Annotated in this window: 20 protein-coding genes and 1 other RNA gene; 15 read left to right on the top strand and 6 right to left on the bottom strand. The window is 45.5% G+C overall.

What is annotated here, in order from left to right; all coding sequences use genetic code 11:
- Positions 1–113: 113 nt before the first annotated feature.
- The 7 genes from rpmE to EIH25_RS05205 all read left to right on the top strand — a co-directional run bounded on the left by rpmE (position 114) and on the right by EIH25_RS05205 (position 6,683).
- Positions 114–314, top strand: a complete 201-nt coding sequence (rpmE, locus tag EIH25_RS05235) for a 50S ribosomal protein L31 (RefSeq protein ID WP_124099252.1) — start codon at positions 114–116, stop codon at positions 312–314.
- Positions 315–364: 50 nt separating this feature from the next.
- On the top strand, positions 365–994 hold the full coding sequence (locus EIH25_RS05230; RefSeq protein ID WP_243113087.1) for a YigZ family protein: 630 nt from the start codon (positions 365–367) through the stop codon (positions 992–994).
- Between the two features lie 187 nt (positions 995–1,181).
- Positions 1,182–2,195 (top strand): deoxyguanosinetriphosphate triphosphohydrolase, encoded by a 1,014-nt coding sequence (locus EIH25_RS05225; protein WP_124099248.1) that lies wholly within the window; start codon positions 1,182–1,184, stop codon positions 2,193–2,195.
- A 236-nt stretch (positions 2,196–2,431) separates the two neighbouring features.
- Positions 2,432–4,204, top strand: coding sequence for a DNA primase (dnaG, locus tag EIH25_RS05220; protein WP_124099246.1), 1,773 nt, complete (start codon positions 2,432–2,434; stop codon positions 4,202–4,204).
- A gap of 60 nt (positions 4,205–4,264) precedes the next feature.
- Complete coding sequence (rpoD, locus tag EIH25_RS05215; RefSeq protein WP_124099244.1) at positions 4,265–5,368, top strand: RNA polymerase sigma factor RpoD; 1,104 nt, start codon at positions 4,265–4,267, stop codon at positions 5,366–5,368.
- A gap of 15 nt (positions 5,369–5,383) precedes the next feature.
- On the top strand, positions 5,384–5,839 hold the full coding sequence (locus tag EIH25_RS05210; protein ID WP_124099242.1) for an Rrf2 family transcriptional regulator: 456 nt from the start codon (positions 5,384–5,386) through the stop codon (positions 5,837–5,839).
- A complete protein-coding gene (locus EIH25_RS05205) occupies positions 5,814–6,683 on the top strand; it encodes a GH25 family lysozyme (RefSeq protein ID WP_124099240.1) in 870 nt (289 codons plus the stop codon). The genes EIH25_RS05210 and EIH25_RS05205 overlap by 26 nt, the downstream gene beginning before the upstream one ends.
- Positions 6,684–6,757: 74 nt before the next feature.
- Here EIH25_RS05205 and EIH25_RS05200 read toward each other — a convergent pair whose 3' ends face one another.
- Entirely contained in the window at positions 6,758–7,603 is an 846-nt protein-coding gene (locus tag EIH25_RS05200; protein WP_164489162.1) for a putative manganese transporter, read from the bottom strand.
- Positions 7,604–7,931: 328 nt separating this feature from the next.
- Complete coding sequence (locus EIH25_RS05195) at positions 7,932–9,128, bottom strand: glycosyltransferase family 4 protein (RefSeq protein WP_164489161.1); 1,197 nt, start codon at positions 9,126–9,128, stop codon at positions 7,932–7,934.
- A gap of 321 nt (positions 9,129–9,449) precedes the next feature.
- On the opposite strand from EIH25_RS05195, the gene rnpB reads away from it, so the two are divergent.
- An RNA gene (rnpB, locus tag EIH25_RS05190) (RNase P RNA component class A) lies at positions 9,450–9,800 on the top strand.
- A gap of 45 nt (positions 9,801–9,845) precedes the next feature.
- On the opposite strand, the gene EIH25_RS05185 is transcribed toward rnpB, so the two are convergent.
- The 4 genes from EIH25_RS05185 to greA form a co-directional block, all read right to left on the bottom strand.
- Positions 9,846–10,805, bottom strand: a complete 960-nt coding sequence (locus EIH25_RS05185; protein ID WP_124099234.1) for an NAD-dependent epimerase/dehydratase family protein — start codon at positions 10,803–10,805, stop codon at positions 9,846–9,848.
- A 275-nt stretch (positions 10,806–11,080) separates the two neighbouring features.
- The gene (locus EIH25_RS05180; protein WP_124099232.1) at positions 11,081–11,614 is read right to left on the bottom strand and encodes a hypothetical protein; all 534 of its coding nucleotides are present in this window, start codon (positions 11,612–11,614) and stop codon (positions 11,081–11,083) included.
- A gap of 345 nt (positions 11,615–11,959) precedes the next feature.
- A complete protein-coding gene (gene lysS / locus EIH25_RS05175; RefSeq protein ID WP_124099230.1) occupies positions 11,960–13,534 on the bottom strand; it encodes a lysine--tRNA ligase in 1,575 nt (524 codons plus the stop codon).
- A 26-nt stretch (positions 13,535–13,560) separates the two neighbouring features.
- Complete coding sequence (gene greA, locus EIH25_RS05170) at positions 13,561–14,028, bottom strand: transcription elongation factor GreA (protein WP_124099228.1); 468 nt, start codon at positions 14,026–14,028, stop codon at positions 13,561–13,563.
- Positions 14,029–14,274: 246 nt separating this feature from the next.
- On the opposite strand from greA, the gene EIH25_RS05165 reads away from it, so the two are divergent.
- The 7 genes from EIH25_RS05165 (at position 14,275) to EIH25_RS05135 (ending at position 24,723) form a co-directional block, all read left to right on the top strand.
- Entirely contained in the window at positions 14,275–14,820 is a 546-nt protein-coding gene (locus EIH25_RS05165) for a biotin transporter BioY (protein ID WP_124099226.1), read from the top strand.
- 256 nt (positions 14,821–15,076) lie between these two features.
- Positions 15,077–16,150 carry a carbamoyl phosphate synthase small subunit gene (locus tag EIH25_RS05160; protein ID WP_124099224.1) on the top strand — a complete coding sequence of 358 codons (1,074 nt, stop codon included), beginning with the start codon at positions 15,077–15,079 and terminating at the stop codon, positions 16,148–16,150.
- 13 nt (positions 16,151–16,163) lie between these two features.
- The gene (gene carB / locus EIH25_RS05155) at positions 16,164–20,219 is read left to right on the top strand and encodes a carbamoyl-phosphate synthase large subunit (RefSeq protein ID WP_124099222.1); all 4,056 of its coding nucleotides are present in this window, start codon (positions 16,164–16,166) and stop codon (positions 20,217–20,219) included.
- Between the two features lie 79 nt (positions 20,220–20,298).
- On the top strand, positions 20,299–21,501 hold the full coding sequence (locus EIH25_RS05150; RefSeq protein ID WP_124099220.1) for an LL-diaminopimelate aminotransferase: 1,203 nt from the start codon (positions 20,299–20,301) through the stop codon (positions 21,499–21,501).
- A 262-nt stretch (positions 21,502–21,763) separates the two neighbouring features.
- Positions 21,764–22,444, top strand: coding sequence for a hypothetical protein (locus tag EIH25_RS05145; protein ID WP_124099218.1), 681 nt, complete (start codon positions 21,764–21,766; stop codon positions 22,442–22,444).
- A complete protein-coding gene (locus tag EIH25_RS05140) occupies positions 22,437–23,393 on the top strand; it encodes an ABC transporter ATP-binding protein (protein ID WP_124099216.1) in 957 nt (318 codons plus the stop codon). The genes EIH25_RS05145 and EIH25_RS05140 overlap by 8 nt, the downstream gene beginning before the upstream one ends.
- A complete protein-coding gene (locus EIH25_RS05135; protein WP_124099214.1) occupies positions 23,386–24,723 on the top strand; it encodes an ABC transporter permease in 1,338 nt (445 codons plus the stop codon). The genes EIH25_RS05140 and EIH25_RS05135 overlap by 8 nt, the downstream gene beginning before the upstream one ends.
- Positions 24,724–24,805: the final 82 nt, after the last annotated feature.

The following is a 24,805-nucleotide window of genomic DNA, read 5'->3' as shown; positions in this document are numbered from 1 at the left end:
ATGTGATATAATACTCTAGTCAATGTGATTACTGCATAGAACTACTGTCTGAACTGAGGATGATGGGCTTCTATGAGTTCATAATTTTTAGTTTGGAAGGAGGTCGTTTTTAAATGAGAGAGGGAATCCATCCTAAGTACGAGGAAACTACTATTACCTGCGCTTGCGGCAATGTAATCAATACTCGTTCCACAAAGAAGGATATCAAAGTTGAAATCTGTTCAAAGTGTCATCCTTTCTTTACAGGAAAGCAGAAGCTGGTTGATACCGGCGGACGCGTAGACAGATTCAAGAAGAGATTTAATCTTGACTGATTACATTAAGAGCGGATTTTCCGCTCTTTTTTGTTATGGAGGGAAACGCTGTGTCGGAAAGCGGATATGTTACCGTTGAGCTGCCTGCCGAGGACAGCTTTGTCGAGAAAAAGTCGGAGTTTATCGGACAGATATGCCCGGTAAGGACTGCCGATGAGGCGGTTGAATTTATCAATTCCGTAAAAGCAAGGCACAGAAAGGCAAGGCATAACGTATATGCCTATATCGTCAGGGAAAACAATATTTCAAGGTATTCCGACGACGGAGAGCCGCAGGGAACGGGAGGACTTCCTGTCCTTGACGTGCTGAAAAAGGAAGGGCTTACCGACGTCTGCGTGGTAGTTACCAGATATTTCGGCGGCGTGCTGCTTGGCGGAGGAGGGCTTGTAAGGGCTTATTCCCACGCCTGCAAGCTTGCGGTGGACGCGGCGCGCAAAATGATAATGCGCCGCTGCTCTGAAATAACCGTCAGGTGCGACTATTCGCTTTACGGAAAGCTGGCGTATATTTTTCCTGAGTTCGGAGTAAAAATTACCGATGAAAGCTTTGCGGACGATGTAAGTATTACTGTGCTTGTAAAGGAAGAGCTCGCTCAGAAGCTTAAGGAAAAGCTGACAGACCTTTCTAACGGAAGGATCAACATATCGGAAGTTACAGATTTGTGGCATGATTTCGCTTGATTTTTGTGCGTTTATACAAAATTTTGTCCGCGGTAAAGGTTTTTTTACTGCGGATTTTGTATAATATATTAGAAGATGAGTTGTGGGGAAAAGTCAACAATTCCTTGCGGTTATTGTATCCCACATAACATATTTATAAGCATGAGCTGATTTAGGTTCTAATAAATTCAGAGAGGACGTGAATACTGTGACTCCGAGAGAAAGGTATGAAAGCTTTGAAAAAAGTCTGCTTTGCGGATATGCCGCGCTTTCCTCCGAAACAAAGGGAAGAGCTTGCGATGCCGTCAGGTGTGATTACAGAACCGAATATCAGCGCGACAGAGATAAGATCATTCACTGCAACTCTTTCCGCAGACTAAAGCATAAGACTCAGGTTTTTCTTTCGCCTACGGGAGATCATTACAGGACGCGCCTTACCCATACTCTGGAGGTAGGACAGATAGCGAGAACCATAGCGAGGGCGCTCAGGCTCAACGAGGACCTTACCGAAGCCATAGCTATGGGTCACGACCTTGGGCATACGCCCTTCGGTCATGCGGGAGAGCGTATTCTCAACGAGCTTGCCCCGTCCGGCTTTCATCACTATGAGCAGGGGCTGCGGGTCGTTGATATAATTGAAAACGACGGCAAAGGGCTTAATCTTACCTATGAGGTGCGGGACGGAATACTAAAGCATACCAATCAGACAGCGGAAACGCTGGAGGGCTATGTTGTCCGTTACGCTGACGTTATCGCATACATAAATCATGATATAGACGATTCGGTCCGCGGAGGGATAATTTGCGAGGAGGATATTCCAAAGGCTGTTACGGATGTTCTGGGACATTCAAAGTCGGAGCGTATCACTGCTCTCGTAACGTCCCTTATAGAAAACGGAATATCGGAAGATAACGGCGGCTCATTGATAAGAATGTCCGACGAGGTAGATAAGGCGTACAAAGCGCTGCATGAGTTTATGTTTGAAAGCGTTTACCGCAATCCCAAATGCAAATCGGAGGAAACCAAGGCTCAGGCAATGATAGAGCAGCTTTATAAGTATTTTGTGGATCATATTGAGAAAATGCCTGCGCTTTATATAAATCTGGCTTATAAATACGGAGTGGATACGGCGGTGTGCGACTATATTTCCGGAATGTCCGACAGCTATGCCGTTGACGTGTTTACTGAGCTGTTCGTGCCTGCCGCATGGAAGGTCAGGTAGGATAAATAGCTTTTGTTGCTGTGTATTGACGCTGAGATTTTGATTATATTGTTTATTTGGCGGATATTCTCTGTGACCCTGGGAAAAGCCGCTGCCCTGACGGAACAGGAAATACATAATACAGCGCTGACGACTATAAAAATGGAGTAAACCACACTGTGTTGCCGCTGAAAGCTTTATTGAGCAGTTGGCGGTTGGGGAGGTTCAGGTTTTTTATTTAAGGAGATGATACATAAATGCCGCTGCCGCCCGAATTTTTAGACAGGCTTAAAGCCGCCAATCCCATAGCGGAGGTAATGGGCAGCTATGTAAGTCTTAAAAGAACTGGACGGGACTATGTCTGTCTGTGTCCGTTCCATAACGAAAAAACGCCGTCATGCCACGTCCACCCTGATAAGGAATACTTTCATTGCTTTGGCTGCGGAGCCGGCGGAGATGTTATAACCTTTACAATGCGCTATAACAATCTGGACTACTGGGAGGCGGTAAAGCTGCTTGCCGACAGGGGCGGAGTGCCTCTTCCTGAGGACGAACAGTTCAGAAGCGGCGGAACGGACCGGCGTAAGCGCATTTATGAAATGAACAAAAAGGCTGCAAGATTTTTTTACGATAAGCTGCGGTCGCCGGAGGGAAGACCCTGCCGGGAGTATCTGGCGAAGCGGGGCCTTAAAGCGGAAACTATCATGAAATACGGCATGGGCTTTGCGCCCAACAGCTGGTCGGAGCTTAAAAGCTATATGCTTTCCGAGGGCTATTCCGAGCAGGAGCTGATCGACGCCAGCCTTGTTTCTCGTTCCGCGAAAAACACCAAAAATACATATGATTTTTTTGTCAACAGGGCAATGTTCCCGTTTATAGATCTGAGGGGGAATATAGTCGGCTTCGGCGGACGCGCTTTAAGCCCCGATGACAAGCGCAAATACCTTAATTCCAAGGATACCGTGGTGTATAATAAAAACAGGTTTTTGTTTTCAATGAATTTTGCCAAAAACGCGGCCGTCAAGGATAAAAAGATACTGCTGTGCGAGGGAAACCTCGACGTTATCTCTCTTAATCAGGCAGGCTTTGAAAACGCGGTGGCTTCCTGCGGAACCGCGCTTACCCCGGAGCAGGCGAAGCTTATTTCAAATTACGCCGACGAAGCGGTCATCTGCTACGATTCAGACGAGGCGGGGCAGAAGGCGACCCAAAAGGCGATATATATTCTCGGTGAAACCGGACTTAAAGCAACGGTTATAAAAATGGAGGGCGCCAAGGACCCGGACGAGTATATAAACAGGTACGGAGCTGTAAGGTTTGAACATCTGCTCAATCATTCGGAGGGCGCTATCAATTTTGAACTGGCGAAGGCAAAGGACGGTATAGACACTGAAACAGAAGTTGGAAAGTCGGATTACATGAAAAGGATATACGACGTTCTGGCTTCTATAAAATCCCCTGTGGAAAGAGATATTTACATTTCTAAGGTAGCTCTCGAGCAGGGAATTTCAAAGCCTGCGATATATGAGGAGATCAAAAGCCTGCTGAGAAAAAAGAATTATCAGAAGGAAAAGCGGGAATGGCGAAGTATTCAGACCTTTGCCGGCAGGAGGGACAGTCTTAATCCCGAGGCGGCGGCTCATCCCAAGGAAAACACGGCGGAGCGGGAGATAATTTATTTTATCTATAACAATCCTGACTTCTGCGCCGATATTTCACAAAGACTGCCGCCGGAAAAAATGGTCACTTCTCTTAACAGACGCATATATGAAAGCCTTGTGAATAAAATAATCAGCGGCGGGGATTATTCGGTATCATCCTTCAATGATGAATTTTCAGCGGAGGAAGTGGGTAAAATAACTGCGATTCTTTCGGAATATGATGATAAGGGAATAGATAAGAATGTGGTTTACGATTGCGTGTCAGCTCTTCTGGAATACGATCCCGATAAACCTAAAGCGGAGGAAATGTCAGACGACGAGCTGCTTGAGCTCAGAGAGCGGCTTAAAAAGAAAAAAGGAATTATGTAGGAGCTTGGCGCGCGCAGCCGCGCCGGACTACTTAAATCAATAAACGAATGGAGAGTTTTTATGACAGACAATAAAAAGTTTATTATGGATAATCTTATGGAGCAGGGAAAGGCTACAGGTAAGCTTACGACAAAAGAGATTACCGATGCGCTTGAAAAGCTTGATTATGACGTTGAGCAGATGGACGCTTTTTACGACAACTGTTCAGCGCTGAATATCGAGATCATTGACGATATAGTTCCTGACGATACGCTTATTCTCGTGAATCCTGAGGACGATATCACTCCCGATGAGGTGGATATAGGACTTTCCACCGACGGAATCGCCATTGACGACCCTGTTAAGATATATCTCAAGGAGATCGGACGGGTTCCTCTTCTTACCTCTGAGGAGGAGATTCAGCTTGCCGAAAAGATGGGCGGAAACAACGAAAAGGAAGCCTCCAATGCAAGAAAGCGTCTTGCCGAGGCTAACCTCCGTCTTGTCGTATCAATAGCCAAAAGATACGTCGGCAGGGGAATGTCTTTTCTCGACCTGATACAGGAGGGAAATATGGGACTTATCAAGGCTGTGGAAAAGTTTGACTATACAAAGGGCTTTAAGTTTTCAACCTATGCCACATGGTGGATAAGACAGGCGATAACAAGGGCGATAGCCGATCAGGCAAGAACCATCAGGATACCGGTGCATATGGTCGAAACGATTACTAAGGTAAAAAAGGTTTCCAGCCAGCTTCTGCATGAAAACGGCCACGATCCCTCGCCGGAGGAAATTGCCGACCGCCTTGAAATGCCGGTTGAAAGGGTAAGGGAGATAATGAGGATAGCTCAGGATCCCGTTTCGCTTGAAACTCCTATCGGCGAGGAGGAGGATTCTCATCTTGGTGATTTTATTCCCGACGAGGACGCTCCGGCTCCTGCCGAGGCAGCTTCGCAGGTGCTTTTAAAGGAGCAGATAAATCAGGTTCTTTCTACGCTTACAGAGCGTGAGGAAAAGGTTTTAAGACTGCGCTTCGGTCTTGAGGACGGACGTTCCAGAACCCTTGAGGAAGTAGGACAGCAGTTCAACGTTACAAGAGAGCGTATCCGCCAGATAGAGGCCAAGGCGCTAAGAAAGCTGCGCCACCCTAACAGAAGCAATAAGGTAAGGGATTATCTTGACTAATCGGAGGAATACCAGATGCATATAACTCTAGAAACAGACTACGCTGTAAGGATTGTTTCGGCGCTGTGTATTGACGGAGGAAGAGTAGAAGCGAAGGCAATTTCAGAAAGAGCGGCGGTTACTCTCAGATTTGCGCTTAAAATACTGCGAAAGCTGGTTGCCGCCGGGATCGTAAGGTCTTATAAGGGAACTCAGGGAGGCTATCAGATAAATCTTTCTCCGAAGGAGATAAATCTGAGAATGGTTACCGAAGCTATTGAGGGTACATATTATTTCTCAAGGTGCCTGGCGCCCGACGGAATATGCAGCAGGGGAGCTTCAGGGGTATGCTGCTATCAGAAAGTGTTCTGCGAGATCTCAAATCTTGTCAGAGATAAGCTTGAAAGCTGCAGCTTTGCGGATCTGATAGCAAATTCTGCTGAATATACAAAGGAAGAAAAGGAGAATGCTGTTTCACCGAAGAAAAAATAGATCGGATAAAAAATCTGCCCCCTTTCAGCTCGACAGCGAAGCGGTCGGGCTTATTGACGAGGAATTTTCCGACGACGGGCTGCAAAGACAGCGGCGCAGGAAACGCAGACGCTTTTTGTTTAAGCTTGCGGTTGCGTGTCTGGCGGTTATAGCGCTGAATTATTTCGTTCTGGTGTTTACCGGAAAAATATCTGTAAACGAACCCAGAAAGCGGGATTATCCGTCAAGAGGCGCGGTAATTTCCGACAGTCTGGGGGAAATAAAGTGGGGCACACTTGCAAACCGTAATATGTCGTTTGTTTATATACAGGCTTCCAAAGGGGTAAGCTACGAGGATAAAAGCTTTAAGGAGAACTGGCGCAGGTCCTCGGATTCAGAGCTTATGACCGGAGCGGTGCATGATTTTGACTTTAAGAAGGACGGAAAGGCTCAGGCTGAACACTTCTGCGGGCTTGCAGGAGAAAATATGAGCGGAAGGCTTTATCCTGCCCTTGATCTTACAATGAGCCTTTGGGAGAGGATATTTGAAGACGACCCGGTTGAGGTTTGCCGGAGAATCGCGGATTTTACCGAATATGTTTCTGCCGAATACGGCTGCGAGGTAATTTTGATATGCGATAGAAGCAGCTACGACAGATATATAAGCACGGATTTCTCCGATCGTCTTATATGGGTTATAAGCACATCTAAAGAGCCTGATTTCTGTTCAGAATGGTTTATTTGGCAGTATTTCGACAAGGAAAAATCTGACTGGTACGAAAATGGAGATAAAAGGTATTCACTGCTTGTTGCCCGTAAAGGCATGACGCCTGAGGAGCTTAAAGAGAAATTTACAGTAAAATAATATCGGACGAGCAATGCCCGTCCGATATTTTTATGATCATTATTTAGCGAACGCAGCGAGTATGCTGTGATTTGTTAAGTCCGCATCGCAAGATTTATTACCATTCCGGATACTACGGCGGTAACGTAAAGAATACCCATAATGGCAAAATTCTGCTTCATGCGCTTGTTTGTTTTGAAAAGCACCAGCAGTCCTACGCCGGCGCCTGTGCAGAGTCCGGCAATAGCCGACCCGAAGGAAACTATACCCTCTATGTAAAGCTGAGTTATTACCACGGACGCGGCGCAGTTGGGGATAAATCCGAAAAGAGCGGTTACAAGAGGCTGTAAAACGGAATTTGTCATCATGATTGATTTGAGATTTTCCTCTCCGGCAAATTCGATCGCGAAACCAAGAATTATATTAACGATAAGAATGAATATCGTTATATTTACAGTATGAGAGAGAGCAGCCCTCAAAATACTGTGGTGTTCGCAGTCGCAGTGAGAGCATATCTCCCTGAAAGGCTCCTCCTGTGAGTTAATCTTAAACAGCTTCATTACGGCGTCTACCGCAATGCCGGCAGCTATTGCTATCAGCGTCTTGATCACGATAAACTTCCACAGGGAGTTGACGCTGGAGGGATTGGACATCATCATAGGGATCGCTTCGTCGCTGGTGGAAAGAAAAACGGCGACAAGAGTGCCTGTTGAAATAAGCCTGCCGGAAAACAGGTTCGCGGCGGCAACTGAAAAGCCGCACTGAGGAACGGCGCCTAAAAGTCCGCCTCCGATCGCTCCGAACGGTCCGAGCCTTCTGAGTCCGTTTACAAGCTTATCGGACGACTTATGCTCAATGTATTCGATCAAAATATAAACGCCGAGCAAAAAAGGCAGCGTTTTAAGCGTATCTATCACTGCGTCTAATAAAATATCTGCCAAATTTAAACCTCCTGTATAAATGACTTTTGAATTCTGAATGCTAATTAATTTATTATACATCATAAGTTTAAAAAGGTCAAGATGTTTGAGCTGTTTTTTACAGGTAAATATTATGTCGTATATGAGCATAAAAAATCAGAGCATATAAAAGCCTGAACCGTTTGTGAAATAAGTAACCTGATTATCTGACGCTTCAGGCTTTTCTCGCGTAATTCGGCGCGGAAAAAGAAAACGTCCGTCAGGAGCAGGACGGACGGTATTGTAAATCGCGGCGTTTTACAGCCTTATTTAGTTTGCCGGTCAGGAAACAAGGCTATGACTTTAGATTTCAGCAGCAATTTCTGTATTCGGGCAGCATTTCCGCGTGGGTATACCCGCCGTTCTTTTCAATAATTTCGTTATATACGTTTTCAGTATTACGCGCAAATTCTTCCGCCGAATATCTCTGCGCCGTTTTAACTGCGTTTGCCGACATAAGGCTTTTCAGAGCCCCGTTGCTCAGAATTGTAAGGACTAGCTTTTCAAAGCTTTCAAAATCCGTATACTGACCTCCGTTTATATTGTCTTCAATTACGCCTTCAAGGCAGCCGTCCCTTTTACAGACCGCAGGCAGACCGCTTGCCAGCGCTTCGATATAGGTCAGTCCCTGAGTTTCGCTCTGCGAGGCGCTTAAGAACATATCTCCCAGTCTGTAATACTTTAAAATATTATCCGGCTTGACTTCGCCGGTAAAAATTACTTTATCAGCTATCTTTTCGCTTTGCGCGATTTCTTTCAGCGTGCTCAGGTAAGGACCGCCGCCTACGATTACAAAAACGGAGTTTTTCATATTCAGCCGCTTGAAGAATTTTATCAGCTCGTCAATATTTTTTTCCTTTGCCGTTCTGCCTACAGTTATCATGACCTTGCTTTCAGACGGTATGCCGAGCCTCGCTTTCAGATCGGCTGTTTCCTTTTCCGGAACGGCTTCAGAGAACTTTTCCAGCCGCAGTCCTGTAGGAATAACTCTGATCGGCTGTTCAACGCCGTAGTCCGTCAGCAGCTTTTCGATTTTTCTGCTGGGAGCAATTACCGCTTCTGTGTGCTGAAGAATACGCTTTGTCATCAGTATTACCGCTTTTCTGCCCAGAGTAATGCTGGGGGAAAAGTAGTGGGTATAGTTTTCGTAAACCGTATGATAGGTGTGAACTATCGGACAGCCTGCCTCGGCGGAAATCCGTTTGGCCATAATAAAGGAAGTGAATTCCGACTGGGAATGAATTATATCGGGTTTCCAATCTATCAGCTTTTGCAGATTGTTCTGACGTATCCGCAAAGCCGCTCTTGCTCCGTTGTAGATTCTGCCTATTCCGACAGAGCCTATTCGGTATACGTTTTCGCTTTCGCGACAGCGGAAATTTTCAGACGGGCAGAGTATTTTTACCTCGTGACCAAGCCTGCGAAGCTCTGTTTCCAGATTCAGTATAGAAGTGACGACTCCGTTTATTGTCGGTGTGTAACAGTCTGTTGTAATCAGTACTTTCATTTTCATAACGCCTTTCTGCAATATGCATAAATAATATTCCACGCTTTTATTTATTTTATCAGTTCACGCGCCTGTTTGAGCCGTATTTTTTTAGTTTGCCTCTGTTAGGCGCCTGAATCGTGGAAAAATATTTATGGATATAAACTCGCTTAGCGGTTGGTTTTAAATCAGTTATATTATAAAGCCGCTTTGTAAGGGAATAATAAACAATAGATAAAATGTAATGAAAATTTATATAAATGCGAAACAGTTATGCGATTTTTTCCGTTCAGGCTCAACTGCAATTGACAACAAACCGCAGAAATGCTATAATAATAATCGCGAGCAGGCTATACGGTAGCGTGAACGCCAAGTTCATGAGGAAAGTCCGAGCATCGCAGAGCAGGATAGCTGATAACATCAGCCGAGGGCGACCTTAGAGCAAGTGCAACAGAGATATACCGCCGGAGCGTTTCGTTTCCGGTAAGGGTGGAAAGGCGAGGTAAGAGCTCACCGGAGCGATAGAGATATTGCTGCCATGTAAACCTTATCCGATGCAACACCAATGGTAACCGTTAAGTCAATGGCTGCTCGTCAGGCTTGCGGTTATAGGTGGCTTGAGCTGTCCGGCGACGGTCAGCCTAGATAGATTACCGTACACGACAAAACTCGGCTTATCGGTCTGGTCGCATATAAGAAAACAAGCGCTTTATCCGTTTTTCAGATAAAGCGCTTTTCTTAATGTTTGTTAATTGTTATCAAGCCTCTGTCAATGCAGCTTTTCACCGCCAAATCTATTGTTTCAATACAAGTGTATTTAGGCTGATACTCAAGAAGCCGTCTTGTCTTTTCAATACTGAACACGCCGCTTCGGGCGATATGGTAATATGTATGTTCACATTCCTCCGCATTGCCTTCGTATTTACACCACTCGTCCCAAGACAAAAATCTGATTTTCGGCTCATGACCGAAAAATTCATACATATGCTTTGCAAAACCGTACAGCGTAATGTGAGTTTCCGCTTCGGCGTCAAAGGACTCTCCGAGCGACTGGTTTCTGTGGGTTATCGCCTTATAAAATACCTGTGCTACGTCATAGCCGTGAACGTGGTGCAGAATTTCCTGCCCGAAATTCGGCAGGGCAATTTCCTTGCCGTCCGCTATATCCTGAAATACACGCATAGATGTATTTCCCCAAGGATTGATTATAGTCCAGCCCGGTCCTGAGATCTGTCCAGGCATTATAATTGTTGCAGGAAACTTATTTTTTCTATACTGCTCTTTCAGGTACATTTCACTTGCAAATTTATCTCTGCCGTAATCGTCAAGCGGTTCTTTTCTCAGGTCGTCGGGATCGAAGGGAACAGTTTCCGCCATGCCGTGAGCCCAGCAAGAAGAACAGTACAGATAATGTGAAAGTCCGCTGCCGCTGAATCCCTCGACAATTTTCTTTGTATCCTCAATATTGAAATTCACAAGATCAACAATGACGTCCGGCTTCATTTCCTTAAGCCGTTCTATAAAGTCAGGCTCGCTTCTGTCAAGCAAAACCCGTTTGACCTTATGCCAAGCGGGAGCGTCCTCATAAGGCTCAGACATTTTTCTCGTGATTGCTACGGTTTCATATCCGTTATCAACAAGCATTGGGATAAGGTAAGTTCCGATATGTCCCGCAGCTCCGATTACAATTACACGCATTTTAATTCCTCCGTTTTTTATTAGGTTATATCATTTTGTTTTAACTCTTATTTAGCTCTACAAATTTAAATTTATCTGTTAAACCCGCTGAAAGTGCTGTATTTTCAAGGCATATCGCCTGTTTTGTATTCCAACCTTATGTGTTTTCCCTTGTTTTTGCCCTTACTAGCCGAAACAAGGGAAATTCACACAAAATTCTTTTTCGGCGGGTAATAAGTCCTCGGCGTTTAAGAGCAAAATACACCACTTGCACAAACTTCGGTTTTGTACAAGGGCTATTTTCTGTAATTTATTTTTGCAACAATTTCATTCACAATTTCTTCTACACTTAGTGTACCGTCTATTATATAGTCCGATGATGGTAAAATATCCTTTTGCATTTGAATAAAGGCTATTCGTGCGCATTTTAAATAAATTTCCAAATCATGGCGTATCTCCTCCGCTGTGGCATCACACATATCTCTTAAAATCCGCCTTGCTAAAGATATATCGAGCGGAGTGTCAACAAAAAATGCTTTATTAATGTACGGTTTAATTGTACTATGGCAATAAGCAAAGGGATAGTCCAATATCAAATAATCGCATTTTCCCGAAGATTTAATTTTTAAAATATCATCTTCTAAAGGACTTAAATTCCAAACATGATAATTTGCTCCATCGCGTACCCATTGATAGAAGTTATCAACTTTACCCTCAAAAGTATAATCGTCGAAATGCAGAGATTGTGAATTCCGTAATCGCTTCTTTAATTCATTGACAACCGTTGTTTTTCCGCCGGCACTAACCGCAGCAACAGAAATTGTTTTCATATTTATAACAGTCCCTTCTATGTCCGTTGAACCTGAGTTTTTCCCTCGTTTTTGCCCTTATCAGATATAGTGAACGGGATAAATCTGCGTGAAAACGAATAAAGCAATAAGGCGAACACATTGAGATAAATCCTTTGTTTTCAAGGCTTTTGGAGGATTTTATTAAAACTCTGTGAGCTTCAATAACCACTTATAAAATTGCGGTTTACAAATTCCAATTTGTCTTTCAATCACATTATATCAAACATAATAAAAAAAATCAATCCGATATCCGTGAATATATGATACCGGATTGATTTTGTTTTTTAAACTTTGTTGTTTTATTTAAGCGCTCAATTCTGCAATTTACTTGTCGAGAGTTTTCATTGTCGGGAACAAAAGAACATCTCTTATGGCGGGCGAATTTGTCAGCAGCATTACAAGTCTGTCAATGCCGTAGCCGATTCCGCCTGTAGGAGGCATTCCGATTTCCAGAGCCCTCAGGAAGTCCTCGTCGATTCTGTTGGCTTCCTCGTCTCCCTGCTTGAACATCTCCTCCTGCGCTATAAAACGTTCTCTCTGGTCGATTGGGTCGTTAAGCTCGGAATAAGCGTTGCACATTTCCCATGTATTGATGAAAAGCTCAAATCTTTCAACATAGTCGGGATTTTCCGGCTTTCTCTTGGTAAGCGGCGAGATCTCTACAGGGTGATCTGTAATAAACGTCGGCTGAAGCAAATGCTCCTCTGCAAACTGTTCAAAAAACAGGTTAAGTATGTCGCCTTTATTGTGCCTCGGCTCGTACTCAACATGGTACTCGTCTGCAAGCCTTCTGGCTTCTTCGTCGGTCTTTACTTCAGAGAAATCCGCTCCGGAATATTTTCTGACCGCTTCAACCATAGTCATTTTTTCAAAGGGCTTTCCGAAATCAATTTCCAGTTCGCCGTAGGTTATCTTGGTAGTTCCGCAGACCTCCTGCGCCAGATACCTGAACATATCCTCGGTAAGCTTCATCATGCCGTTGTAATCAGTATATGCCTGATAAAGCTCCATAAGAGTAAATTCAGGGTTGTGCCTTGCGTCAACGCCCTCGTTTCTGAAAACACGTCCTATTTCGTAGACCCTTTCAAGTCCGCCTACGATAAGCCTTTTCAGATACAGCTCCAGCGAAATTCTGAGCTTAACGTCCTCATTGAGAGCGTTGTAATGGGTTTCAAATGGTCTTGCGGCGGCTCCGCCGGCATTTGCGACCAGCATGGGAGTTTCGACCTCCATAAAGCCCTGAGAATCAAGATAGCGCCTGATTGAGGAAATTATTTTAGACCTTTTAATGAAAGTATCCTTTACTTCAGGATTGCAGATAAGGTCGGTATATCTCTGACGGTATCTGGTATCCTGATCCTTAAGTCCGTGCCACTTTTCAGGCAGCGGCAGCAGGGACTTTGAAAGCATTGTTATCTTTGTGGCGTGAACGGAAACCTCGCCTCTGCGCGTTCTGAAAACAAAGCCTTCAACTCCCACAATATCGCCTATATCCCATTTCTTGAATTCGGCGAACTCGTCCTTTCCTATGTCGTTCATGCGGACGTATACCTGGATTCTGTCGGTTTTGTCGCGCAGATCAATAAAGTTAGCCTTTCCCATATCTCTCCACGACATGATCCTTCCGGCAATGCTTACGGTTTTTCTGCCGGCCTCAAGCAGTTCTTTAAGCTTTTCCTCGTCCTCTCCCGCATCGGCTCTGCAATCGGCTTCAAATGCTTCATATTCGGACTTGGCGTCGGCGTTATGAGCGGTAACGTCATAACTGGTTATCTCAAAGGGGTTTTTCCCTTGGGACTTAAGCTCTTCAAGCTTATCTATCCGTATTTTTTTAAGAATATTGATGTCCTCCGCCGAAAGCTCTTCTTCCGGGGAATTGCTTCTGATCTCTTCGCTCATCTGTTAATCTTCCTTTCGGGACAAAGTTACTTGGAAATTTCAAGAACCTCAAATTTAATGGTTCCGACGGGAGCCTCAACCTCAAAAATATCTCCCACTTTTTTATTGATCGCCGCTTTTCCTATAGGCGATTCGTCGGAAATCTTGTTGTTGTCGGGATCGGATTCAGTGGAGCCTACGATCTGGAGAGTTTCGACCTCGTCCAGTTCAAGATCCCGCAGCTTTATAATCGAGCCTACGCCGATTTCGGTAATGGAAATATCGTCGTCGTCAACAACCACCGCGTTAGCAAGAATATTTTCAAGCTCGGCAATTCTCGCTTCAAGAATACCCTGTTCGTTCTTTGCCTCATCATATTCGGCGTTTTCCGAAAGGTCACCGAAGGAGCGGGCTTCCTTAAGCTTTTCGGCTACCTCGCTTCTGCGTACGGTAACAAGATGTTCAAGATCCTGCTCAAGCTTTGCGTATCCTGCTTTTGAAATTGTATTTGCCATAATAAAAACTCTCCTGTTCATAAAGATTTCTGTACTATCAAATTGATATTATACCGTATTTTATACTTATTGTCAAGTGTAAAATACCGCATTTTCCGCCTGACAGCATACGATCGTACCCCGATGTGTTTTTCGGCGCTGCATGAAGCATAATTGTACCGCAAACTTTGTCAACTTTTATATAAATTTAAGTTGACAAAGTTTGCGGCATATGATATACTTGTCAACTGAAAGGACGTGTTTTAATTGACAAGTAAAAAGATAAGAAGCATTACTTACTGTGGGTTGTTTATTGCACTGATCGCGGTATGTTCATGGATCTCGATTCCCGCAACTGTGCCATTCACATTGCAGACGTTCGGCGTTTTTGCGGCGGTAGGCATTCTCGGCGGAAAGCTGGGGACTATAGCGGTGACCGGCTATGTCATTTTGGGAGCGATAGGAGTTCCGGTCTTTGCCGGCTTTTCCGGTGGAATGGGAGCTATTGCCGGAACCAGCGGGGGATACATAATCGGTTTTATTTTCACCGCGCTGACAATGTGGCTGTTTGAAAAGCTTTTAGGCAAAAAATTCTGGGTATTAATTCTTTCGATGGTTATCGGTTTGATCGTTTGCTATGCTTTCGGAACCGTTTGGTTCATGATCGTATATACAAACAATACCGGAGCGGTAGGTCTTGGCACTGTTCTCGGATGGTGCGTGACTCCTTTTCTGATACCTGACGCGGTAAAAATAGTCTGCGCCACAATTATCACAAACAGAGTGAAAAAATTACAGGTAGTAAAGCTTTAAGAGCCTAGGTTACGGCTGCTGAATTTTAAGAAATGCCGCGAGGCAGTATCATTTTGACGGACAGACCGCAGATACTGCCGCGGCTTTTATTTTGCTTGCTCGGGCAAAATTTATATATGCAAAAATAATAAAGTATATTGAATTTATTTGTGCGTTATAACGGAAAGAAAATAATATTGAAAAAGCACTTTACAAATTGCTTTTTGTATGCTATAATTGTAATCGTAAAAATTTGCGCAAAAAGGAGGAGCTATAGGTGCAGAAAGCATATCTTATATTGGAGAACGGCACGATATTTGAAGGCAAAAGCTTCGGAGCCGCCGGCGAGGCTGTCGGTGAAATTGTTTTTACAACCGCGATGACAGGCTATTTGGAAACGCTGACAGACCCGAGTTATTACGGTCAGATCGTTGTTCAGACTTTTCCTCTTATCGGAAATTACGGAGTTATTCCCGCTGATTTTGAAAGCGGTCGTTCGCACGTTAAAGCTTATATTGTTAGAGACTGGTGTCAAGAGCCTAGCAACTTCCGTTGTGAGGGTGATCTTGACACTTTTTTAAAGCAGAATAATATTGTCGGCCTTTATGGGATCGACACCAGACAGCTCACGAAAATAGTAAGAGAGTCGGGCGTTATGAACGGCAAGATCGTGGCCGAGGGTTCCGGCTTCAGCTTCGATGATCTTAAAAGCTACAGAATTACAGACGCCGTAAAGAATACTACCTGCGAAAGGGAGCAGGTTTTTGCTCCTGAGGGAGAAATAAAAAGAAGAGTGTGCCTTTTTGATTTCGGAGCCAAGGACAATATAAGACGGGAGCTTGTTAAAAGAGGCTGCGAGGTTACCGTTGTTCCGGCTTACACCACCTGCGAAAGGGTGGAGGAGCTGAATCCCGACGGTATCATGCTTTCAAACGGCCCCGGAGATCCGGCTGAAAACGTCGGAATAATCGGGGAGCTGAAAAAGCTTGCGGAAAAGAAAATACCCACCTTCGGAATTTGTCTTGGCCATCAGCTTCTGGCGCTGTCGCAGGGCGGCAGGACTGAAAAGCTCAAATACGGTCACAGAGGCGCAAATCAGCCCGCCGCCGAGCTTGAAACCGGAAGAGTTTACATAACAAGCCAGAATCATGGCTATGCGGTCATTAACGATTCAATGGGAGATAACGCGAAGGTGTCTTTTGTAAACGCGAACGACGGAACCTGCGAGGGTATTACTTATCTTAATATGCCCGCGTTTTCCGTGCAGTTCCATCCGGAGGCCTGCGGCGGTCCGCTGGATACCGGATTTCTGTTTGATAAATTTATGGCTCTGATTGATGAAAATAAGTGAGGAGTGAAGATTCATGCCTTTGAATAAAGATATAAAGCGGGTGCTGGTTATAGGCTCCGGTCCTATCGTCATAGGTCAGGCGGCGGAGTTCGACTATGCCGGTACGCAGGCTTGCCGCGCTTTGAAGGAAGAGGGGCTTGAGGTTATTCTTATCAACTCAAATCCCGCTACTATCATGACCGACAAGGCTATGGCGGATAAAATATATATTGAGCCTCTTACGCTTGAAACAGTTAAGAGAGTAATAAAAAAGGAACGTCCTGACAGCCTGCTTTCCACTCTCGGAGGACAGACAGGTCTTACCCTTTCAATGCAGCTTGCCAAGGAGGGCTTTCTGGATAAGCACGGCGTCAAGCTGCTTGGCGCAAATCCTGAAACAATCGACAAGGCTGAGGACAGGCAGATGTTCAAGGATACCATGGAGTCGATCGGTCAGCCGTGCATACCTTCGCTGGTAGTAAATACGGTTGAGGACGCCGTGGCTTTTGCAAACCAGGAAGGTATCGGCTATCCGCTTATTATCCGTCCCGCCTTTACTCTCGGCGGAACGGGCGGCGGTATAGTAAATAATGAGGACGAGCTCAGGGAAATTACCAGAAACGGTCTTTATCTGTCGCCTATTACTCAGGTTCTTGTGGAAAAATGCATTGCAGGCTGGAAGGAAATCGAGTTTGAGGTAATGCGCGATTCAAAGGGCAACGTAATCACCGTCTGCTCTATGGAGAATTTCGATCCGGTCGGAGTACATACCGGCGATTCTATAGTAATAGCTCCCTGCGTTACTCTCGCGGATAAGGAATATCAGATGCTGCGTTCGGCGGCGCTGAAAATAATAGACACTCTTAAGGTAGAGGGCGGCTGCAACTGCCAGTTCGCTTTGAATCCCGAAAGCTTTGAATATGCGGTGATCGAGGTAAATCCCAGAGTTTCCCGCTCCTCGGCGCTGGCGTCCAAGGCTACCGGATATCCTATAGCCAAGGTTGCGGCAAAGATAGCGATCGGCTATACTCTTGATGAAATCAAAAACGCCGTTACAGGAAAGACCTACGCCTGCTTCGAGCCCGCGCTCGACTATGTCGTGGTTAAGCTGCCCAAGTGGCCGTTTGATAAATTTGTTTACGCCAAGAGAGAGCTGGGCACCCAGATGAAGGCTACCGGCGAGGTCATGGCTATCGGCACTACGTTTGAGCAGGCGATAATGAAGGCTGTCAGAGGCGCGGAGATCGGTCATGATTGTCTTATCTCGCCGAAGATGGAGCCGTTTTCAGATGAGGAGATCAGGGCAAAGCTTCACGACTGCAACGATGAAAGGCTGTTTGTTGTATACGAGGCGCTCAGACGGGGAGTTACTGTTGACGAGATACACGGAATTACTAAAATCGACGAGTGGTTTCTTAACAAGCTGTGCAAGCTGATAGATATGGAAAGGGAGCTTTCAAAGGGCGGCGTTTCCTTTGAGCTTTACCGTGACGCGAAGAAGCTCGGCTATCCCGATAAGGTCATAGAAAGGCTTTCCGGCGAGAAGATACAGAAGCCGCTTAACGCGGTATATAAAATGGTCGATACCTGCGCCGCGGAGTTTTCGGCAATGACGCCCTATTTCTATTCGACCTATGACAACGAGGACGAGGCTGAAGAGTTTATCAAGTCAAAGCATACGGGAAATAAAACGGTCATCGTATTCGGCTCCGGACCTATCCGTATCGGTCAGGGAATAGAATTTGATTACGCTTCGGTTCACTGCGTATGGGCTCTTAAGGAGAAGGGCTTTGACGTTGTGATTGTAAACAATAACCCTGAAACGGTTTCCACAGACTTTGACACTGCCGACCGGCTTTATTTCGAGCCTCTTACAAATGAGGACGTTATGAATATCATTAAGGTTGAAAAGCCTTACGGAGTAGTTGTTGCGTTCGGCGGTCAGACGGCTATCAAGCTTACCAAGCATATGGCTGAAAACGGCGTAAATATTCTCGGAACTCCTCCCGATTCAATAGACGCGGCGGAGGACAGAGAGCGATTTGACGAGCTGCTTGAGAAGCATAAGATCAAGCGTCCGCAGGGTTTTACGGTAATGACCACACAGGAAGCTCTGGAAATCGCCAACAGGATTCACTATCCTGTGCTTATGCGTCCGTCTTATGTTCTGGGCGGTCAGAATATGATAATCGCCTTTAACGACGACGATATAAAAGAATATATGGAGATAATTCTCAATCAGGGTATTGAGAATCCGGTGCTGATAGATAAATATCTTATGGGCACTGAGATCGAGGTCGACGCTATCTGCGACGGCGAAGATATTCTTATCCCCGGAATTATGGAGCATATAGAAAGGGCGGGTATCCACTCGGGCGATTCTATCGCGGTGTATCCCGCATGGAACGTTTCTGATAAGCTTACCGAAAGAATTATAGACTGTTCAAAGCGTCTGGCGGTTTCGCTTAATACCAAGGGACTTGTAAATATTCAGTATCTTATCTATCGTGACGAGCTGTATGTGATCGAGGTCAATCCCAGATCGTCCAGAACTATTCCGTATATCTCCAAGGTTACGGGAGTTCCTATGGTTGATCTTGCCACAAGAGCAATGCTTGGCGAGAAGCTTGCCGATATGGGCTACGGAACGGGCCTTTATCCCAATTCGCCTTATGTGGCGGTTAAGGTTCCGGTGTTCTCCTTTGAAAAGCTTATAGACGTGGATAACCATCTGGGACCTGAAATGAAGTCTACAGGCGAGGTGCTTGCGGTAGCTTCAAGTCTTGAGGAATCTTTGTATAAGGGTCTTACGGCGGCGGGCTATAAGCTCGGCAAGAAGGGCGGAGTCCTTATAACGGTAAGAAATTCCGATAAGGGAGAAATTCCTCAGACGGCTAAAATGTTCTATGACCTTGGCTTCAAGATTTACTCTACCAAGGGAACGGCAGCCGTGCTGAGAGATCACGGCATACCTGTTGAGGAAGTCGCGAAGATACATGAGGCTGAGGAAAATACTCTTACGCTTATTGAAAGCGGAAAGATCGCTTACGTTATCTCAACGTCTTCAAAGGGAAGAATACCTACAAGGGATTCGGTTAAGATAAGAAGAAAAACAGTGGAGAGAAACATTCCCTGCCTTACTTCTATCGACACTGCGAACGCCATTGCCGCTTCAATAAGAAGCAAATTTACCGAGCATAATACTGAAATTGTTGATATTAACAATATGAGAACAGAGAAGCAGAGGCTTGAATTCACTAAAATGCAGGGCTGCGGCAACGACTATATCTACTTCAACTGCTTTGAGCAGAAGATAGATAACCCCGAGGGTCTTGCGCTTAAGCTTTCCGACAGACATTTCGGAATCGGCGGCGACGGAGTTATTCTGATCTGCCGCTCAAAGGTCGCGGACGGAAAGATGAGAATGTTCAATCTTGACGGCTCCGAGGGTAAAATGTGCGGCAACGGAATCCGCTGCGTAGCTAAGTTTATGAGAGATAACGGACTTGCGGACAGCGATGAGATATCAATTGAAACGCTCAGCGGAATAATGAGGGTTTCGCTTACCCGTCATTACGGAGAGGTGAACGGAGCTACGGTAAATATGGGTAAGGCGATTCTTGCGCCCAATCTTATTCCCGCCGCCCTTGAGCCTGACGAGAACGGAAGGGTAGTGAACCGTAAGGTCGAAATAGACGGTGAAAGCTATAACATTACCTGCATTTCAATGGGAAATCCTCACGCGGTAGTGTTCATGGACAACGTTGACGGTCTGGATATCGATAAGGTAGGGTATGCTTTTGAACACAGCGAGCTTTTCCCGGAAAGAGTAAACGCTGAGTTTATTAAGGTAATCGACGATCATACCTTGAAAATGAGAGTATGGGAAAGAGGCTCGGGCGAGACCTGGGCCTGCGGAACAGGCGCCTGCGCCGCGGCCGTTGCCGCCGTTCTTAACGGATATTGCCGGAAGGACACTGAGATAACCGTCAAGCTTAAAGGCGGAGATCTCAAGATACGTTATACCGACGAGGCGGTTTATCTTACCGGCGACGCCGTAACGGTATTCTCCGGAAGCATTACTATCTAGAGTTAATTACGGGAATGTTCCGAGCGAGTTTCAGCTCCTATGGAGCGTTCCCTTATTTTTTTGAAAAGGAGTTTGTCAAATGCCATCAATTAACGAAAACTTTCTGAAGCTTGAGAAAAACTATTTGTTTATAAATATTGCTAAAAAGGTAAACGCCTATAAGGAGGCAAATCCTGACGCGGACATTATCAGAATGGGAATAGGCGACGTTACGCTGCCGATCGCTGAATGTGTTGTTGAAGCGATGAAAAAGGGCGCCGATGAAATGGGCGTTAAGGAAACCTTTAGGGGCTATGAGGACAGCGGCGCCGGATATGATTTTCTCAGAGAGGCAGTTTCAGGCTATTATAAAAGCTTCGGCGTGGACGTTGCCGCCGATGAGATAAGAATAAACGACGGAGCCAAGTCAGACTGCGGAAATATTGTCGATATTTTCGGCGACGACAACGTTGTTCTTATTACAGACCCTGCATATCCCGTTTATGTCGATACAAACCTTATGAACGGAAGAAAGGTAATATATGCTGATTCCAATGAGGAAAACGGCTTTGCGGCAATGCCGGACGAAAGCGTTCATGCCGACCTGATTTATCTTTGCTCCCCTAACAACCCCACAGGCTCCGCTTATACGGAGCAGCAGCTCAAGACCTGGATCGATTATGCTGTCAGAAACAACGCGGTTATCATATACGACGCGGCTTATGAAGCGTTCATAACCGACGAAGCTGTTCCGAGAAGCATTTTCGCGGTTGAGGGTTCAAGACAGTGCGCTATTGAAATGTGCTCTTTGTCCAAAACTGCCGGATTTACAGGTATGAGATGCGGATATACGGTAATTCCCAAGGAGCTTACAGTTACTGCAAGCGACGGAACCGAGGTTTCGGTTTCCCAGCTTTGGGGCAGGAGAGAGGGCTCGAAATTCAACGGCGTTTCCTATCCCGTTCAGTGCGCCGCCGCGGCTGTTTTCACGCGGGAGGGTCAGAGGCAGACCAGAGAGAATATCAGATATTATCAGGAAAACGCAAAGATCATAGCGTCTGCGCTCGACGAGCTGGGAATCAAGTATACGGGAGGAAAGAATTCCCCGTATATCTGGCTGAAATGCCCTGAAAACATGGGATCATGGGAATTTTTTGATCTTCTGCTTGAAAAGGCGAACGTGGTCGGAACTCCCGGAGCTGGCTTCGGAAAGAACGGCGAGGGTTGGTTCAGGCTTACCGCTTTCGGCGACAGGGAAAGAACAAAGGAAGCTATGGAAAGGATCAAGGCGCTGAAATTCTGATCTGTGCATACGCGAAAGCAATGATACCATATAGTAAAAAGGACGGCTCAGGCAGTCGGCAGTAAATAGAATCAAAGGATTAAGCAGCCGGTTTGATTTTGTATGGGACCGGCTGCTTTTTGCCGTTTGTTTTTACGCTTACAAAAATCTTTAGCGTTTCTTAAGCGAATCTTAAAATCGCGCAAAACGCTTGAATAAGGGATTTTATTGTGCTATACTTACAATTGTTGAAAAACAGATCAAAAGAAAGGACGAGGTGAATATGAAATTAAGAAGACTGAACCGCGGTCTGATTCTCGGAGCTGTGCTTATTGTCGGAACGGTATCCTATGTCGTTTATGATACCAGCCGCTTCAATCAGAGCAGAGATGAGATACAGAACGCGGTGGAAAGCTATTTTGACAGCATGGCTCAGGCAAACAAAAGCGGAAAGGATTCCATGACAGACAGCTGCAGAAATCTGATCAATGAAGAATGGGCATATGATAAATCGATGGAGGATTTTTATTATTGCACCAAAGACAGTTTGCTTGACAGCATTGAAGCTTCAGAGAAAGAGGACTTCTCGACGGGATATATAACCGAGTTTGAATGTTCCCCCAGTAATTTCAATATCAATAAAAACGGTCCGGACGGCGCCGTTGTAACGCTTGAACTTGACGCTTACATTGAGTTTTACGGTTCTCCTTATGCACTGGCGCCGGATGGATTCAGTCAGCTTGATAACAATAACTATGAGAATACTGACGAGGGTTATATGTGCAATCCTGACGACAGCATAAAATACAGATCTTCGCAGAATTACTCAGAGGTAAGCGTATGTCTGAAAAAATCTGACGGCGAATGGAAAATAACCGCTGTTGACTACTATTCTTGGAGCGGTGATACAGAAATAATCGAAGGCGCTGACAGCGGTTCGGAGGAGGGCGAGTCAAATGGCTGAAAATAACGTGCTGCTTAAAATATCAGGCGTAAATAAAACTATCGGCAAGCGCCAAATACTTCACGATATCTCATTTGAAGCCTATGCCGGCGAGGTGTTCGGATTCCTCGGTCCTAACGGAGCGGGAAAAACGACGACCATAAAGATTATCGTAGGGCTGCTTTCGCTGGACGACGGAGAAATATATGTTGACGGCGCCGACATTAGAAAGAATTTTGAAGCTGCCATGGCTAATATAGGCGGTATAGTTGAAAATCCAGAAATGTATAAATACATGACCGGCATGGAGAACCTGCGCCAGTACGCGCGTATGAGAAACGGCGTAACGCAGGAGCGCATTGACGAGGTTGTAAGTCTTGTTAAGCTTTCAAACCGTATAAACGACAAGGTTTCAAAATATTCTCTCGGAATGCGTCAGCGTCTTGGAGTAGCGCAGGCGATCCTGCACCATCCTAAGGTTCTGATTCTTGACGAGCCAACCAACGGACTTGATCCCGCCGGAATCAAGGAGTTAAGAGATATACTTAAGGAGCTTGCCCATAAAGAGCGGATATGCGTACTGGTGTCGTCTCATCTGATGTCTGAGATGGAGCTTATGTGCGACCGCGTAGGAATTATAGCAAACGGAAAAATGCTTGGAGTCCATACCATGGAGGAGCTGATTTCCGCTTCTTCCGGAGATAAAAAGGAATATATCATCTGCGTTGACGATATACCCAAAGCGCTTGCCGTAATAGATATAGAAGAAAGCAGAAAGCGCGTAGCCGACGGCAGGATAGCGGTAGATCTGCCGGCAGAAAACGCGCAGGAGCAGATATGTATGATAAACAAGGCTATCGTCGGCGCCGGAATCAAGCTTTATACAGTTTCGGAGGCAGAAAACAAAAAGCTGGAGGACGTATTTATCCAGCTTACGGAAGATACGCAGGGAGGTGGTCAGATTGGCTAAGTTTTTCCGACTTGTAAAAAATGAATATATCAAAACGCTTAAAAAGCTTTCAACAAAAATCATGCTTGTGCTGGTAGTGCTTGCCGGACTGGCGTTAGCCGGATTAGGAGCGTTCGGAAAGCATCAGATGAGCAGCGACCATTACTACTACTATACCGAAAGTGATCAGAACTATTATCAGGATCAGATAGACTGGCTTGAGATGACCCAGCCTGACGGCTATGAAAATCAGATAGTTCTGTACAAATATCTGAAAGAGGCGGATATTGATACGAGCGACAGCCGTTATGAAGTAGCGGAGAATCTTGCCGGCATATTCGGAGGCTCGGAGCTTGAGGGATATCTTGATTCGCTTTTTGCAAAGAACGACTGGAAAACGGTATGCGGCGCATTAAAGGACAACGCCGTTTCTGAAGGGGAAAAATGGGCGTATCAGTACAGGCTGGATAACGACGTTCCTTTCGGGGACAGCTGGAAGGACGAGGCGATAGAGCAGGCTGCGCAGGCAAAGACGGCAATGTCATCTGAGAACACCGAAATGCTCAGCGCCGACGAAGCCGAGCAGTATCAGGAGCTGGAGGAAAGCGAAAAGCTGGCGTTATACAGACTGGAGAACGGTATAGAGCTGAATACTGCCGACAATCTTTCGCTTTTTGAAACCTACGAGGCGGATCAGGTTAATTTCTGGACGGTGTTTTATACCTCCGCTTCGATGATCCCAATAATAGGTCTGCTGATTATAGTAGTGGCGGGCAGCTCGGTAGCAAGCGAATTTTCGCAGGGAACGATAAAATTCCTCCTGATCAATCCCGTAAAGCGCTGGAAGATACTTATGGCGAAATACTTTACGGTGATTTCGCTGGGATATATAATGCTTGCTTTGCTTTATCTTGTAATGATACCCGCCATCGGCGTGTTTATCGGATTTGAAGGTATCGGCGCTCCGTATCTGTATGTGGACAACGGAACGGTGTGCAGCATTTCAAGCTTTGTCCGCGCGGCGCAGATGTATCTGCTTAACAGCGTTTCTATCATAATAATGGCTACTCTTGCGTTTGCTGTGTCATCGCTGTTCAGAAGCGCGGCTTTTTCTATCGGAATAACCGTTTTCCTTATGCTTGCCGGAAATACGATAGTAAGCTTGCTTAAAGCGTTTAATCAGGACTGGGCAAGATATCTGGTGTTCTCAAACACAGACCTGAAGTCGATCGCGGAAGGAACTCCGATTTTCGCTCAGCAGACCCTTACATTTGCCATAGCTGTTCTGGTTGCACATATGGCGGTGTTTATTCTCACGGCATGGGACGGCTTTGTAAAACGGGAAGTATAGATTGCTGCTATAAACAAATAAAACGCTTTGAGGCGGACGTTATATAAGTCCGCTTCAAAGCGTTATTTATTAGCTCATATAT

The sequence above is a fragment of the Ruminococcus sp. Marseille-P6503 genome, from assembly GCF_900604945.1.
In the GTDB taxonomy this organism is placed as follows: Bacteria; Bacillota; Clostridia; order Oscillospirales; family Ruminococcaceae; genus FB2012.
Note: the sequence above shows the minus strand (reverse complement) of the source record. Positions and strands in the feature narration are given on the sequence as shown.

Bases quoted from the DNA above. Each gene is read 5' to 3' on its own strand.
- rpmE (WP_124099252.1), top strand. From the start codon at position 114: ATGAGAGAGGGAATCCATCCTAAGTACGAGGAAACTACTATTACCTGC.
- dnaG (WP_124099246.1), top strand. From the start codon at position 2,432: ATGCCGCTGCCGCCCGAATTTTTAGACAGGCTTAAAGCCGCCAATCCC.
- rpoD (WP_124099244.1), top strand. From the start codon at position 4,265: ATGACAGACAATAAAAAGTTTATTATGGATAATCTTATGGAGCAGGGA.
- EIH25_RS05210 (WP_124099242.1), top strand. From the start codon at position 5,384: ATGCATATAACTCTAGAAACAGACTACGCTGTAAGGATTGTTTCGGCG.
- EIH25_RS05205 (WP_124099240.1), top strand. From the start codon at position 5,814: ATGCTGTTTCACCGAAGAAAAAATAGATCGGATAAAAAATCTGCCCCC.
- EIH25_RS05195 (WP_164489161.1), bottom strand. From the start codon at position 9,128: ATGAAAGTACTGATTACAACAGACTGTTACACACCGACAATAAACGGA.
- EIH25_RS05185 (WP_124099234.1), bottom strand. From the start codon at position 10,805: ATGCGTGTAATTGTAATCGGAGCTGCGGGACATATCGGAACTTACCTT.
- EIH25_RS05180 (WP_124099232.1), bottom strand. From the start codon at position 11,614: ATGAAAACAATTTCTGTTGCTGCGGTTAGTGCCGGCGGAAAAACAACG.
- lysS (WP_124099230.1), bottom strand. From the start codon at position 13,534: ATGAGCGAAGAGATCAGAAGCAATTCCCCGGAAGAAGAGCTTTCGGCG.
- greA (WP_124099228.1), bottom strand. From the start codon at position 14,028: ATGGCAAATACAATTTCAAAAGCAGGATACGCAAAGCTTGAGCAGGAT.
- carB (WP_124099222.1), top strand. From the start codon at position 16,164: ATGCCTTTGAATAAAGATATAAAGCGGGTGCTGGTTATAGGCTCCGGT.
- EIH25_RS05150 (WP_124099220.1), top strand. From the start codon at position 20,299: ATGCCATCAATTAACGAAAACTTTCTGAAGCTTGAGAAAAACTATTTG.
- EIH25_RS05145 (WP_124099218.1), top strand. From the start codon at position 21,764: ATGAAATTAAGAAGACTGAACCGCGGTCTGATTCTCGGAGCTGTGCTT.
- EIH25_RS05140 (WP_124099216.1), top strand. From the start codon at position 22,437: ATGGCTGAAAATAACGTGCTGCTTAAAATATCAGGCGTAAATAAAACT.